13 protein-coding genes are annotated in these 14,580 nt (G+C 53.7%); 6 read left to right on the top strand and 7 right to left on the bottom strand.

Annotated features, from left to right (window positions below; genetic code table 11):
- Positions 1-6: 6 nt before the first annotated feature.
- From lsrD to lsrA, 3 genes are read right to left on the bottom strand one after another with little or no spacing between them, the layout of a single operon-like run.
- Positions 7-1,044 carry an autoinducer 2 ABC transporter permease LsrD gene (gene lsrD / locus ETV65_RS03160; RefSeq protein ID WP_129951536.1) on the bottom strand — a complete coding sequence of 346 codons (1,038 nt, stop codon included), beginning with the start codon at positions 1,042-1,044 and terminating at the stop codon, positions 7-9.
- On the bottom strand, positions 1,044-2,120 hold the full coding sequence (lsrC, locus tag ETV65_RS03165) for an autoinducer 2 ABC transporter permease LsrC (protein WP_129951537.1): 1,077 nt from the start codon (positions 2,118-2,120) through the stop codon (positions 1,044-1,046). The genes lsrD and lsrC overlap by 1 nt, the downstream gene beginning before the upstream one ends.
- The gene (gene lsrA / locus ETV65_RS03170; RefSeq protein WP_129951538.1) at positions 2,114-3,676 is read right to left on the bottom strand and encodes an autoinducer 2 ABC transporter ATP-binding protein LsrA; all 1,563 of its coding nucleotides are present in this window, start codon (positions 3,674-3,676) and stop codon (positions 2,114-2,116) included. The genes lsrC and lsrA overlap by 7 nt, the downstream gene beginning before the upstream one ends.
- A gap of 231 nt (positions 3,677-3,907) precedes the next feature.
- Here lsrA and lsrR point away from each other — a divergent pair, with 231 nt between their 5' ends.
- Both lsrR and lsrK read left to right on the top strand, forming a co-directional pair.
- Positions 3,908-4,882, top strand: a complete 975-nt coding sequence (gene lsrR, locus ETV65_RS03175) for a transcriptional regulator LsrR (protein WP_129951539.1) — start codon at positions 3,908-3,910, stop codon at positions 4,880-4,882.
- Positions 4,883-4,952: 70 nt separating this feature from the next.
- Positions 4,953-6,545 carry an autoinducer-2 kinase gene (lsrK, locus tag ETV65_RS03180; RefSeq protein WP_129951540.1) on the top strand — a complete coding sequence of 531 codons (1,593 nt, stop codon included), beginning with the start codon at positions 4,953-4,955 and terminating at the stop codon, positions 6,543-6,545.
- A gap of 57 nt (positions 6,546-6,602) precedes the next feature.
- Here the strand turns inward: lsrK and kdgT are convergent, their stop codons facing one another.
- Both kdgT and fsa read right to left on the bottom strand, forming a co-directional pair.
- Entirely contained in the window at positions 6,603-7,601 is a 999-nt protein-coding gene (gene kdgT, locus ETV65_RS03185) for a 2-keto-3-deoxygluconate transporter (RefSeq protein ID WP_129951541.1), read from the bottom strand.
- 258 nt (positions 7,602-7,859) lie between these two features.
- Positions 7,860-8,525: a fructose-6-phosphate aldolase gene (fsa, locus tag ETV65_RS03190; RefSeq protein ID WP_129951542.1), complete on the bottom strand. Its 666-nt coding sequence runs from the start codon at positions 8,523-8,525 to the stop codon at positions 7,860-7,862.
- 145 nt (positions 8,526-8,670) lie between these two features.
- On the opposite strand from fsa, the gene ETV65_RS03195 reads away from it, so the two are divergent.
- The 3 genes from ETV65_RS03195 to ETV65_RS03205 are packed head-to-tail and all read left to right on the top strand — an operon-like array spanning position 8,671 to position 12,812.
- On the top strand, positions 8,671-9,570 hold the full coding sequence (locus ETV65_RS03195) for a glycyl-radical enzyme activating protein (RefSeq protein WP_129951543.1): 900 nt from the start codon (positions 8,671-8,673) through the stop codon (positions 9,568-9,570).
- Positions 9,571-9,575: 5 nt separating this feature from the next.
- Positions 9,576-12,008, top strand: coding sequence for a formate C-acetyltransferase/glycerol dehydratase family glycyl radical enzyme (locus ETV65_RS03200; protein WP_129951544.1), 2,433 nt, complete (start codon positions 9,576-9,578; stop codon positions 12,006-12,008).
- A gap of 60 nt (positions 12,009-12,068) precedes the next feature.
- Complete coding sequence (locus ETV65_RS03205) at positions 12,069-12,812, top strand: DNA-binding transcriptional regulator YciT (RefSeq protein WP_129951545.1); 744 nt, start codon at positions 12,069-12,071, stop codon at positions 12,810-12,812.
- An 18-nt stretch (positions 12,813-12,830) separates the two neighbouring features.
- On the opposite strand, the gene araD is transcribed toward ETV65_RS03205, so the two are convergent.
- Entirely contained in the window at positions 12,831-13,526 is a 696-nt protein-coding gene (gene araD, locus ETV65_RS03210; protein WP_129951546.1) for an L-ribulose-5-phosphate 4-epimerase, read from the bottom strand.
- Positions 13,527-13,798: 272 nt separating this feature from the next.
- Here araD and osmB point away from each other — a divergent pair, with 272 nt between their 5' ends.
- On the top strand, positions 13,799-14,017 hold the full coding sequence (gene osmB, locus ETV65_RS03215) for an osmotically-inducible lipoprotein OsmB (RefSeq protein WP_015697121.1): 219 nt from the start codon (positions 13,799-13,801) through the stop codon (positions 14,015-14,017).
- Positions 14,018-14,245: 228 nt separating this feature from the next.
- Here the strand turns inward: osmB and yciH are convergent, their stop codons facing one another.
- Positions 14,246-14,575, bottom strand: coding sequence for a stress response translation initiation inhibitor YciH (gene yciH, locus ETV65_RS03220; protein ID WP_129951547.1), 330 nt, complete (start codon positions 14,573-14,575; stop codon positions 14,246-14,248).
- Positions 14,576-14,580: the final 5 nt, after the last annotated feature.

Consider the following 14,580-nt stretch of genomic DNA (forward strand, 5'->3'; position numbering starts at 1 on the left):
CCCGGCTTATTGAGAAATAGATGGTTTCGACGTCAAGGAAGAAGAAGACGCAGACCCGCGCTGGCGATAACGCTGGAATACACTGCGGATAAGATCACGATTGAGACTGGCAGAACGGCCAATAACCACCAGGATCAGCAGTGCCCCCGAAAGTGCGCTTGATACCTGGCTCGATACGCCAACCATCTGCAACCCCTGCTGGAGATAGCCGATCAGCAGCGTCGCCAGCGCCGTGCCGAGAATAGAGCCTGAACCGCCGTAGATATTGGCGCCGCCGAGCACCACAGCGGTAATCGCCGGCATCAGCAAAGCATTACCGAGATCAGAACGGGCTGAGCCGAAGTATGAAGTCATCAGAATGGCGGCCACAGCAGATGCCAGCCCGGTCATGCCGTATAACGCGAAAACTGTGCGACTGACCGGCAGCGCGCCATAACGCGCCACACGCGAATTCTGACCGATAAGAAACACGTTGCGGCCGGTGCGACTGCGGTGCATCAATAGCCAGAATAAAAGTGTGGCGGCCAGGAAAATCAGCAGTGGCACCGGCACGCCGATGACCACCAGATTGGCGAAATTGGTAAAGGTATCCGGAAAATTACCGATGCCTTCAAAACCCGTTGCGCCCGCCAGTCCGGAAAGCAGCAAGGCGCTGCCGCCGAACAGATAAAGTGTGCCGAGCGTAATAACCAGCGGATTAACGCCGGTATAAAGGATCAGTGCTGCATTCAGTAAACCGCAGGCAGCGCCGAGCGCCAGCGTAAGGGGTATCGCCAGTACCAGCGGTACGTGTGCCTGAAATAATACGCCGAGCGCGATGGCGCACAGACCGATGGTTGAACCGAACGAAATGTCTATGCCGCCGCTGACAATCACCAGCGTCAGCGGCAACGCCACGATGCCGATGGTGATGAAATCGCTGGTGCTGAACAGCAGCGTACTGGCATCCAGCATGCGCGGATTGGCGACACCGAACAGTAAAATTTCCACGATCAACAGCGCCAGCAGCGCCGCTTCCCAGCCATATTGTTGCAGTTTGTTCATTACACCACCCCGCTCTTTTTGCCGGTACTTAACCGCCGCGTGAGATTTTTTTGCGGCTGTGATTTACGTTCAGAAGGTTTCTTTGGTGGCGGCTGAGTGGCAGAAAGAAAACGGGCGTATTTCTGGCGGCGCAGGTTTTTCTGCAAGGCCTGACGCAATCTGCCGTCGAACACCAGTACGGCCAGCAACACCAGACCGGCGATGAAATCGTTCCACCAGGCCGGAAAACGTAACAGCACCAGCACACTGTCGATTTGTGTGAGGAAATACGCCCCGAGTACGGCACCCAGTATTGAACCTGTACCACCGAGCAGGCTGATGCCGCCAAGGACACAGGCTGCGATAGCTTTCATCTCCAGCCCGCTGCCGGTCTGATTGGGCACGAAACCAATTTGCGAGGCGAATACGATCCCGGCAATGGCAGCCATCATGCCGTTAATGCCGAATGCAAGAATGCGTACACGGTTAACCGCCACGCCGAGCTGCCGTGCACCCTGTAAATTGTCACCAACAGCGTAGAAGCTGCGCCCGAATGTCGTGCGTCCGAGTATCCAGAACATCACCGCCAGCAATACAATGACCAGCCAGCCGAGCGAAGACACACTCAGGAAAACCGGTTCAGATAAAGATTTCAGCCCGGCGGGTAAGCCTTCAATCCATTTACCGCCGGTCATCAGCAGCATCAGACCGCGGTATAAGCCCAGCGTACCGAGAGTGGCAACGATTGCCGGAATACGCAGCCACGCGACCAGCACACCATTGAATAATCCGGCCAGTAAACCGGTGCCGAGAGTGAGCAGACAGGCCAGCGACAGGTTCATACCGCCGTTAAGCAGGACGCCCAGCGTTACGGCGCACAACCCCGTAACGGAGCCGACCGAAACGTCGATATTGCGGGTCAGCATGACGACGGTTGCCCCCATTGCCAGCAACATCAGGATCTGCGCACTGCCGAAAATCATGCCCAGCGTCTGGAAGCTGAATGACTGACTGTCCATCGTACCGAGCAAGGCAAACAGCGCAATAATCGCTATCAGCGCCGTCAGTTCACGGTTGTTTTGTATCCGCTTCAGCATGAGGTTCCTCCGGTAGCGGGAGTGTTGGCATGATTACCAAACGCAATGTGCATGATGTTGCTGACGTTGATGTCGCTGCCCTGCAACTCGCCGCTCATTTCGCCCTGATGCATGACGAATACCCGATCCGCCAGCCCTTCGATTTCATCCAGATCAGAAGAAATCAGGATCACTGCAACGTTCTGTTGCACCACGCTGCGCAACAGCTGGTAAATGTCAGCACGTGCTGACACATCCACGCCGCGCGTTGGTTCATCGACAATCAGCACCGCAGGTTGTGCTTCCAGGCATTTAGCAATAAGCAGTTTTTGCTGATTTCCGCCGGAAAGTGTGCGGGCGGTTTGTGCACCGTCGCGGTATTTAATACCCAGCGCACGGTGATAACGTTCCAGCACGGCGGCTTCACGTTTGATATTTAGCCACCAGCTCTGACGGTTGAAGGTCAGTGATGTGGTGTTCCAGCTTAATGGTGCATCGAGATAGAGGCCGGACGCCTGGCGGTCTTCCGGCAGATACACCAGCCCCTTTTTCAGCCGCTGTAATGTGTTCATTCCGCTGATGTCTTGTTGCATCAGTACAACCTGACCACTTTGCGCCCCGCGCAGGCCATACAGGGTTTCGGCCAGTTCCGTACGTCCTGCGCCCACCACACCTGCCAGCCCGACGATTTCTCCTGCGCGGGCGCTGAATGAAATATTGATAAACCCTTCGCCGGTCAGGTTTAGTACCTGTAAGACGGGCTCACTGCCGGCCCTATCACGCCGGGAGCCGGGTAAATCCAGCCACAGCTTTTGTTCTGCCGGCAGCGCGGTGTCCTGTGAATGCGGGGTAATGGCACAGATCAGCGCATCGTTATCCAGTTCGGCAAGCCTGCCGCTGAGCGCAATTTTGCCATCACGCATCACACTGACCCGGTCCGCAATGGCACGAATTTCAGGCAGTTTGTGCGAGATAAACACCACGCCGACACCCTGTCCGGTGAGATGCCGGACCTGGGTGAATAAACGGGCGGATTCTGCCGGTGTCAGCGAGGCGGTCGGTTCATCAAGGATCAACAGTCGCGCGTCACGCATCAGCCCGCGCAGAATTTCCACCAGTTGCTGATCGGCCACTTCAAGGGTTCCGGCCAGCGCACCCAGCGGTAAATTGCAGCCCAGCCCAGTGAGCGTCTGCTGCAATTTTTTTTCGCTTGCCTGATGTGCAGGCAGACGGAAAAGAATGTTTTCGCGCACGGTCAGACTGGGGAACAGCATCGGCTCTTGCGGAACCAGATAAATCCCTGCCTGATGTGCTTTCGCCGGTGACAGCGCCAGTAAAGGTTCGCCGCCAAGCAGTAACGTGCCGCAATCGGCCATTTCTACACCGGCAATAATTTTCATCAGTGTCGATTTACCTGCCCCGTTGCCGCCCAGCAGCGCGTGGACTTCTCCGTACAGCAGGCTGAAATCGATGTCTTTCAGCACCGCCACACCGGAGAAGCTTTTACTGACACCGCTGACCTGCAACAGCAGGTCCGTGGTTTGCAGGTCTGCTGATAACTGTTTGCTGCTCTGCATACACCGGCCTCTGGCTTGATACATTTATTGAACAAATGTATTTATGATTTAACATTGTTCATAAAACTAGACCGAGGCGACAGGGAAAACTTTTGTACTGATCACAGTTTGTTCAACTCATATACTCTGCGTTATGATTCAGGCGGTAATCATTTGAATTTTGCCAAACACATCACAGTTAACAACATTTCGTTAACGAACAATTGATCTACATTTTGATAAGTGTTCACTATGAATGATAAGACAACGCTTTCCGATTTGACTAACCATCCGGAATTCAGCATGGGTGAAGAGGAACTGCTGGCGCGCACCGCGTGGTTTTATTACCACGACGGCCTGACCCAGAATGAAATTGGTGAACGGCTTGGTTTGACGCGGCTGAAAGTGTCACGCCTGCTGGAAAAAGGCCGACAGTCAGGGGTGATCCGCGTACAAATTAACTCGCGTTTTGAGGGGTGTTTATCGCTGGAAAACACACTGCTCAAACGCTTTGGTTTACAGCAGATCCGTGTGCTGCCCCAGTTGGCCGACGGTGCGTTGAGTGCAAGGCTGGGGATTGGCGCAGCGCACATGCTGATGGCATTGCTCAGGCCGGGGCAATTGCTGGCGGTGGGTTTTGGTGAAACGGCGATGAGCACGCTGCAACATCTGAGCGGGTTCATCTCCTCGCAGCAAATCCGCATGGTGACGCTTTCCGGCGGCGTCGGGCCTTATATGACCGGAATTGGTCAGCTTGACGCGGCGTGCGGTGTGAGCATTATTCCTGCGCCGCTGCGCGCATCATCAGCCAGCGTGGCGGCCATTTTTCGTCAGGAACGTAATGTCCACGATGTCATGCTGGCTGCCTGCGCGGCAGATATTGCGGTCGTCGGCATTGGTTCGCTGAACCAGAAACAGGATGCGACCATTTTACGCTCCGGTTATATCAGCGAAGGTGAGCAGCTATTATTTGGCCGAAAAGGCGCGGTCGGCGACATTCTCGGTTTCTTCATGCAGCGCAACGGTGAGCTGGCAGAAAACATGGCGATCCACGATGAGCTGATTGCCGTCGCGCCGGACGAACTGGCCAGCATTCCGACGGTGTTAGGCGTCGCAGGTGGTGTCGAGAAAGCCGAAGCCATCGTTGCGGCGCTGAAAGGCAAACGAATTAACGCACTGGTAACTGAAGAGAGCACAGCAAGAGCCATGCTGGCGCTGCTCGACTGACCCGCAGGGAGTGAGGGGCGTGGCGGTCAGGTAAACGGTGCCCGATAAACTGGCACGAGAGAACATTCTGATGACCTCTACCCTAAACTCTGATCACGATCGCAGCTACCTGATGGCGCTGGATGCAGGCACCGGCAGCATCCGCGCGGTGATTTTCAATTCCGAAGGCCAACAGATTGCTGCCGGACAGGCTGAATGGATCCATCTGGCGGTGCCAGATGTACCCGGTTCGATGGAGTTTGATCTGCAAAAAAACTGGCAACTGGCCTGCCAGTGTATCCGTCAGGCGTTGCAGGAGGCGCATCTTCCTGCCTCTGCGATCCGTGCCGTGGCGGCCTGCTCCATGCGCGAAGGCATCGTACTGTACGACAAATCCGGTGAGCCCCTCTGGGCCTGTGCCAATGTGGATGCCCGCGCCAGCCGTGAAGTTTCCGAATTAAAAGAGATCCATGATTTCGAATTTGAACGCGAAGTCTATGAATGCTCCGGTCAGACTCTGGCGCTGAGCGCCATGCCGCGTCTGCTGTGGCTGGCACATCACCGCCCGGACATTTACCGTCAGGCCGCCACCATCACCATGATCAGCGACTGGCTGGCGTACATGCTCAGCGGCGAACTGGCGGTTGATCCGTCAAATGCCGGCACGACCGGGATGCTGGATTTAGCCACCCGCAACTGGCGGCCTGAGCTGCTGGATATGGCCGGTCTGCGCGCCGATATGCTTTCTCCGGTGGCTGAAACCGGTACGCGCCTTGGTTATGTCACCGCCCGCGCGGCCGACGCTTGTGGTCTGACAGCCGGAACGCCGGTCGGCATGGGCGGCGGAGACGCACAACTGGGCACACTGGGACTCGGGCTGGTGCACCCCGGCCAGACCGCCGTTCTCGGCGGCACGTTCTGGCAGCAAATCGTCAACCTGCCTCAGGCGGTCACCGATCCCGAAATGAATATCCGCGTTAATCCGCACGTCATTCCCGGCATGGCACAGGCGGAATCCATCAGTTTCTTCACCGGCCTGACCATGCGTTGGTTCCGCGACGCATTCTGTACCGAAGAGAAAACCATGGCGCACCGTCTTGGCGTAGACGCTTACAGCTTGCTGGAAGACATGGCCGCCCGCGTACCTGTCGGTGCCTGGGGCGTCACGCCAGTGTTCTCCGATGCCATGCATTTCAAAAACTGGTATCACGCGGCACCGTCATTCATCAATCTGTCTATCGATCCGGAAAAGTGCAATAAACCGGTACTCTTCCGTGCATTAGAAGAAAATGCCGCCATCGTCTCGGCCTGTAATCTGGATATGATCGCCCGGTTTTCCGGTGTACGTGCCCGTTCGCTGGTGTTTTCCGGCGGGGGTTCAAAAGGAAAATTATGGTGTCAGATTTTAAGTGATGTTACCGGTGTTCCGGTTCATGTGCCCGTGGTGAAAGAAGCCACCGCACTGGGTTGTGCAATTGCCGCAGGCGTTGCAGCAGGTCTCTACTCGTCCCTCGCTGAAACCGGCGAATCACTGGTGCGCTGGGAGCGAGAATATCAACCGGATGTCGCCAATCATGCAAAATATCTGGTGCAGAAAGCGAACTGGCAGGAAGTGTATGCGGATCAACTGGGACTGGTGGACAGGCAACTGACGACGTCGATGTGGAAAGCGCCAGGACTTTAAAGATAGTTTCGGAATGCTTCCTCCCCTGCGAAGGGGAGGAGTAATCCAAATCTGGCGTTATTTAACACTCGCCATCGGCGGATCCATCGCCACTTTGCCTTTCACGGCTTTGTTTTTCACTCTTCTCGACCACATCGCGGTCAGTATCGGCACGAGAACTGAAGTGACAATCACTGATGTGGCAACCAGCGCAGTGGCGGCCGGCGCAATCGGTTTAAACTGCGGCACCATTTCGGCAATCAGCACCGGTGTTGCCACGGCAGCACCGGCTGAACTGGAGGCCGCAATACCGGCTGTTCCGTCACCGCCTCCGATGAATTTATCGGCGAGGATCAGCGGAATACCCGTAATGACAATGACGGCTACGCCCAGTAATACGCCTAACAGACCGGTTTGCGCGATGACGGTCAGGTTGATGGTATTACCCAATGCGAAGGCGAAGAATGGGATCAGCGTTTGTACTGCTTTGCTGAAGAATTCACGCAGTTCAGGGTCGAGATTGCCTAAGCCGAAACCGACCAGAAATGGCAACACGGCGCCGACGAAGACGTGCGGTTCAAAAGAGGCGATACCGGCAGTGCCGAGGATCACCATGGTCATCAGCGGGCCGGATTCAAGAGACATCAGCACAAACGCGCCCGCCTCTTCTTTTGTGCCGTATTGTTGCATCACCGAGGCATACAGGCCACCGTTGGTCATATCCATTGATGCAACCAGCGCCAGCACCGAAAGCCCGGCGAAGAAGCCAAATTCCACACCGTTCTCCGGCATGAACCGTGATGCCACTGCCGCAACAATCCAGGCGACCGCTATCTTAGTGACAACCAGTGTGCCGGATTTACGCAATACCGTACCGGTTGCGCTGAGTTTGATGGAGGCACCCATGCAGAAAAACCACACCGCCAGAATCGGTACAGTACCGGTCATCAGTCCGTTGGTGAAGGAACCAAAATATTTACCGGAATCAGGCGCGAAGGTATGACACAACGCACCGATAAAGAGAGGGACCAACATCATCCCGCCAGGGATTTTTTCTATCGCTCGTTTAATGTGCATAATTTTCACCTGATTTAAAAAGTAACAGATTCCGAATGCCGCTACGTTATCCATTTATCAGGCTGATAAAAGTGATTCACTTCATAAATTGAAACGATGTTTCTATTTTTTAGATCGCTAGTTTTATAAATTTATTTCGTCAATATTTGATTTCGGAGGGAAATCACATTTTCGAACTATTTGTACAAAAATTCTTAACGCACAAAAACAAAAAAGCCCGCAGCAGTGGTCTGTGCGGGCCGGGTGTCACGCAAGATATCAGCTCAGCGAGGAAGTGCCGAAAGCCTGCTGCCAGTCAGCATCAAACTTTTCCACCGCAGCCTGCACCGCTGGCGTGCTGAATAGCTGTTCAGCCACATCAACCGGCAACGTGATGGACTGACAGCCCGCCAGCAGACACTCTATGGCCTGACGCGGCGTTTTGAAACTCGCGGCCAGTACTTTTGATTGCGGCGCGTGCAGGCTCAGTAAGGTCTGTAAATCTTTCACCATGGCAATGCCGTCACCCCCCTGGGCATCAAGCCTGTTCACGTAAGGCGCGACATATTCCGCCCCGGCCAGTGCCGAGAGTAACCCCTGACCTGCCCCGTACACCGCGGTACCCAACGTCGGAACGTTCATGCCCTTGAGCTTTTTGATAGCTGCCAGACCTTCACCGGTCACCGGCACCTTCACCACTAAGCCGGACACCCGTTGTGTCAGTAACAACGCTTCTGCCACCATTTGTTCGGCATCAGCAGCCATCACCTGCGCGAATAATTTACCGTTACCGCCCAGGGCATCACGCAGTGCAGGCAGCACTTCCCACAGCGATTTTCCTTCTTTTGCCACAATGCTCGGATTGGTGGTAACACCCTGTAATGGCAGGATGCGCGATAAGCGTTTTACAGCGATGACATTGGCAGTATCGAGATAGAGCTCCATAACTTCCTTCCTGAACGTGTGAGTGAATGCAAAGTTCAGTGAGTGTACGCCTGGAAGCAGACGGTTTGTTGATCATCGTCAAAATCACTTTCGAATGAAAGATAGTAAATTACGAAAGAAGCATTAAACGCCAAGGAGCGTCGACATGATTTTCAATGTACAGCGTTATTCCACACACGATGGGCCAGGGATCCGCACGGTGGTTTTTCTGAAAGGTTGTTCCCTGAAATGTACCTGGTGCCAGAATCCGGAAAGCCGCTCCGCCACGGCTGACGTGCTGTACGACGCGCGTTTGTGCAGTGCGGATTGTCAGCACTGCGCAAAGACTTTTCCCCATGCGGTCAGCGTGGTAAATGGCAGGATTACGGTTCGCAGGGCGCAATTCCAGGCAGAAGATCTCTGTCAGATTGAACAGGTTTGCCCTTCCGGCGCGCTGAGTGTGTGCGGAGATAACGCGAATATTGACGCCCTGATGCAGCAAATCCTGCGGGATAAGCCTTTTTATACCCGCACCGGCGGCGGTGTAACGCTTTCCGGCGGCGAACCGTTTATGCAGCCACACACTGCACTGAACCTGCTGCAACGTTGCCGTCATGAAGGCCTGCATACCGCCGTGGAAAGCTGTCTGCATGTGCCGTGGCACTACATTCAACCCTCGCTGGGCGCGCTGGATTTAATGCTGGCCGATCTCAAGCATGTTGCCGATGAACCTTTCCGGCGCCTGACCGGGGGTTCCGCCAAAAGGGTGAAAGATAATTTCCGTCGTCTGGCCGCCGCCGGGCAAAAGCTTATCGTCCGCGTACCGTTAATTCCTGAGTTTAATGCTGATCGCGCTTCCATCCGCCAGATTGTTGATTTTGCCGCCAATGAAACCGGCTGCGAAGCTATCCATTTTTTGCCGTACCACACGCTGGGCATCAATAAATATGCCCTGCTGGGACAACCCTATCTGGCCCCGCGCCAGCCGTTAAATGACCCTGACCTGCTGACGTTTGCCGAAGAATACGCCACAGAAAAAGGACTTTGTGCACAGTTAAGAGGATAAGAAAAATGACCCAACTGAATCTGAACACCCTTTCGGCCCGTATTCTTTCTCACAAAGAAGCGCTGATCCACATCGTGAAGCCACCGGTGTGTACCGAGCGCGCACAGCACTACACGCAGGTTTATCAACAGCATGCTGACAAACCGCTTGCCATTCGCCGGGCACTGGCACTGGCCGAACATTTGCGTCAACGTACTATCTGGATCAAACACGATGAGCTGATCGTCGGTAATCAGGCCAGCGAAGTGCGCGCTGCGCCGATTTTCCCGGAATACACGGTGGGCTGGATCGAAAGTGAAATTGATGCGCTTGCTGACCGGCCGGGTGCGGGTTTTGCAGTCAGTGAAGCCAATAAGAAAATCCTGCATGAAATCTGCCCGTGGTGGCGCGGCCAGACCGTACAGGACCGCTGCTACGGTATGTTCAATGATGAACAGAAAGCCCTGCTCGACAGTGGTATCGTGAAAGCTGAAGGCAATATGACCTCCGGCGATGCCCACCTGGCGGTGAATTTTCCGCTGTTGCTGCAGCTGGGTCTGGACGGGTTGCGCAGTAAGGTGGATGAGCGTCGCAGCCGCATTAAACTGACTGACTGGGAAGACCTGCATAAAGAACAACTGCTGAAAGCCATTGATATCACGCTGGCAGCTGTCAGCGATCACGTCGTGCGTTTCGCCCGGCTGGCGCGTGATATGGCTGCGACACAAACCCGCGAGCCGCGCCGCAACGAGTTGCTGACGATCGCGGCTAACTGCGACGTCATTGCCCACCAGCCACCGCAAAACTTCTGGCAGGCATTACAACTGTGCTATTTCATCCAGTTGATTTTACAAATCGAATCCAACGGCCACTCAGTGTCATTCGGTCGTATGGATCAGTATCTTTATCCGTTCTGGCGTCGTGATGTCGAACTGGAACAAACGCTGGCGCATGACCAGGGCATTGAGCTGCTGCAAAGCTGCTGGCTGAAATTGCTGGAAGTCAACAAGATCCGCTCCGGTACTCATTCCAAAGCCTCGGCGGGCAGTCCGCTGTACCAGAACGTCACCATCGGCGGACAGACTTTACATAATGATGTCGCCTGCGATGCTGTAAATCCGCTGTCATATGCCATTTTAGAATCCTGCGGACAATTGCGGTCCACTCAGCCCAATCTCAGCGTGCGCTATCACGCCGGAATGAGCAGTGATTTCCTTGATGCCTGCGTGCAGGTGATCCGCTGTGGTTTCGGCATGCCTGCCTTTAATAACGACGAAATTGTTATTCCTGAATTCATCAAACTGGGGGTCGAAAAACAGGATGCCTATGACTATGCTGCCATCGGCTGTATCGAAACGGCGGTCGGTGGCAAATGGGGCTATCGCTGTACCGGCATGAGTTTTATCAATTTTGCCCGCGTCATGCTTGCCGCACTGGAACAGGGGTACGATGCCAGGAGCCATACCCGTTTCCTGCCGCAGGAGCGTGGTTTGTCACAAGGGAATTTTGATAATTTCGAACAGGTGTTTGCACAATGGGACCAGCAGATCCGCTATTACACCCGCAAATCCATCGAAATTGAGTGTGTGGTAGATACCATTCTGGAAGAAAATGCGCAGGATATTCTGTGTTCGGCACTGGTCGATGACTGTATCGAACGCGGGAAGACCATCAAGCAAGGCGGCGCAAAATACGACTGGGTTTCCGGTTTGCAGGTCGGGATCGCCAATCTGGGTAACAGTCTGGTGGCGGTGAAAAAACTGGTATTCGATCAGGGTGTGATCGGCCAGCAGGAACTGGCTCACGCACTGGCATCGGATTATGCGGGGCTGGACGGTGAACGACTGCGTCAGCGGCTGATTAACGGTGCAGAGAAATATGGCAACGATCATGATGAGGTCGATAATCTGCTGGTGCGTGCGTATCAGTGCTACATCGATGAACTGTCGAATTATCACAATACCCGTTTCGGACGCGGCCCGGTCGGTGGCACGTATTATGCGGGTACATCGTCTATTTCTGCCAATGTGCCGTTTGGTGCCGCCACCACGGCCACACCGGACGGACGTAAGGCCTTCACACCGCTGGCGGAAGGGGCCAGCCCGGCATCCGGCACCGATCATCTCGGGCCGACGGCCGTATTTAATTCTCTGGGTAAATTGCCGACAGCAGCTATTCTCGGCGGCGTACTGCTCAATCAGAAACTGAATCCGGCATCACTTGAAAATGAAAGCGATCGCGAGACGTTAATGCTGATGTTGCGGACATTCTTTGAGGAACATCGTGGCTGGCATGTTCAGTACAACATTGTTTCCCGCGAGACATTGCTGAAAGCCCGTGAGGAACCGCAGAATTATCGCGACCTTGTGGTACGTGTTGCGGGGTACTCGGCATTCTTTACGGCCTTATCCCCTGAGGCGCAGGATGATATTATCGCCCGTACTGAACATTCACTGTAAAGTTCGCATCTGAATTTTACTTTCTCCGGGCGGCGCAGGTCGCCCTTATTTTGGGCGGTTATGAACGACAGACAGCAAGTTATTTTGCAATGGGTCAATGATAAGCAACGCATCAGCGTCAGTGAGTTGTCACAGATTTGTCAGGTGTCGGAAGTGACGATCCGTCACGATCTTACATTGCTGGAACAGCGACATTACCTGCGACGTGCCCACGGTTTCGCTGTCGCGATCCAGACAGATGACGTGGATACCCGCATGATGTCGAATTTCGCGCAGAAACAAAAACTGGCGAAATTTGCAGCGTCACTGATCCATGACGGTGAAACCGTATTTTTCGAAAGCGGCAGCAGCATCGCCCTGCTGGCCCAATATCTTACCGACAAAAAAAATCTGACGGTGATTACCGTCAGTAGTTATATCGCTTCTCTGCTGAAAAGTATGCCCTGTGACGTGGTTCTGCTTGGCGGGATGTATCAGAAAACCAGCCAGACCGTAGTCGGCCCGCTGACCAGACTGTGCCTGCAACAGATGAATTTCAGCAAAGCGTTCATGGGCATCGACGGCTTCACTGACACCACCGGTTTTACCGGCCGTGACATGTTACGTGCAGATGTGGTGAATGCAGTGGTGGCAAAAGGGGCGGAAAATATCGTTTTGACGGATTCATCGAAATTCGGTCAAATAAATCTCAACCCGCTCGGACCGGTCAGCGCCTTCAGCCAGGTCATCACTGACGACAAATTATTACCGGACTACCAGCAGCAACTTTCCGCCGCTGGAATTAAGGTCAGCCTGGTCGGCTGACCTTGGGTATAACGACGATCATTGACCATAGTAAGCGTTTTTGCCGTGTTTACGCAGGTAATGTTTATCCAGTAATTGCGGCTGCATATCGGGTAACTGCGGCGTTAACTGGCGGGAGAAGATGCCCATGTAGGCGACTTCCTCCAGCACTACAGCGTTATGCACGGCATTATCGGCATCTTTCCCCCAGGCAAACGGCCCGTGCGAATGCACCAGTACGGCCGGAATATCTGCCGGTGACAAATTTCTTTCTGCAAAAGTTTTGACGATCACTTCTCCGGTTTCCCATTCATAACGCCCGGCGATTTCCTCCTCGGTCATCAGCCGCGTGCAGGGGATATTACCGTAGAAGTAATCTGCATGGGTGGTGCCCCAGGCGGGGATGTCCAAACCGGCCTGCGCCCAGATGGTGGCGTGGCGCGAATGTGTATGGACAATACCCCCTGCTTCGGGGAAATTCAGATACAGCACCCGGTGGGTATCAGTATCCGAAGACGGCTTTTTACTGCCCTCGACGATTTTTCCTGTCTCCAGTTCTACCACCACCATGTCGTCCACACCCATGTGGTCATATTCCACGCCTGAGGGTTTAATCACGACCAGCCCAAGTTGGCGGTCAACGGCGCTGACATTTCCCCAGGTAAAGGTCACCAGATTATGGCGAGGCAGTGCCAGGTTAGCCTCTAATACCTGCTCTTTCAGTTGTCTTAGCATCGTGGTTTCCTCTTATTGCGATGCTTTATTGTCTGGGTGGCCGGTGGATGCAGGTATGGGGGAAATCGCTAAAGAGTACGTACAGTTCTGCTGCAAACGTAAAAGTGCCCGTTTGTTCTATAAACCGTTGAAGATCTGTCCAGCTCTTTAGTTTTTTGTGTGGTGAGGAAGAGCATCTTTAGTGAATTAAGATTATTCACCTAGTGAATAGATATCACTTTTATTATTTTTAACTCACGGATGCACAATTGCGTCTGGATAGGAGAAAAATTATGATGCTCGTAAATAAACGTGTTGCCAGTATTGCACTGGTTCTGACTCTGGCGATGTCTGTCAGCGCTTGTGGTAACTGGTCTAAGCGTGACCGTAACACCGCAATCGGTGCGGGTGCGGGTGCGCTGGGTGGTGCAGTGCTGACTGACGGCAGTACCTTAGGGACGTTAGGTGGTGCGGCAGTCGGTGGTATCGTCGGACACCAGGTCAGTAAATAAAACAACCGGGAGATGAATTCTATTTAACTGGCATCAAAAAACGTAAGCGTTAAGCAACGAATAAAGCTAAAAATAGGATTGGGTTGTTTTTCAGGTCAACTTTATTGTCATCACACAGATGACAAACAATGTGTTTTCGCGTTGTGATATCTCTAAAACCTAAAGCAAGATGCTGCACCTTTGCGGATGCAGCATCTTATTATGAACAGTCGATCATTTACCGGTCAATCAGCCACCCGCCAGTTTCACTTTCATTCCTTTCGCTTCCAGCAACTGTTTGAGCAGGTCACGTTTATCGCCCTGGATCTCAATCACGCCGTCTTTCACAGCACCGCCACAACCGCATTTCTTTTTCAGTTCACCCGCAAGTTTTTCAAGTGCAATATCATCAAGATCGATACCGGTAATGAGGCTCACCCCCTTCCCTTTGCGCCCGCTTGTCTGGCGCTGAATACGCACTATACCGTCACCTTTCGGACGTTCCGTCACGGGTTTAGGCTCTTCAATTCTGCCGCTGTCGGTTGAATAAACTAAACGGCTGTTACTGTCATTGCTCATCGTAT

The organism is Rahnella sp. RFA10(1/100) (genome assembly GCF_004195115.1).
GTDB lineage: Bacteria > Pseudomonadota > Gammaproteobacteria > Enterobacterales > Enterobacteriaceae > Rahnella > Rahnella perminowiae.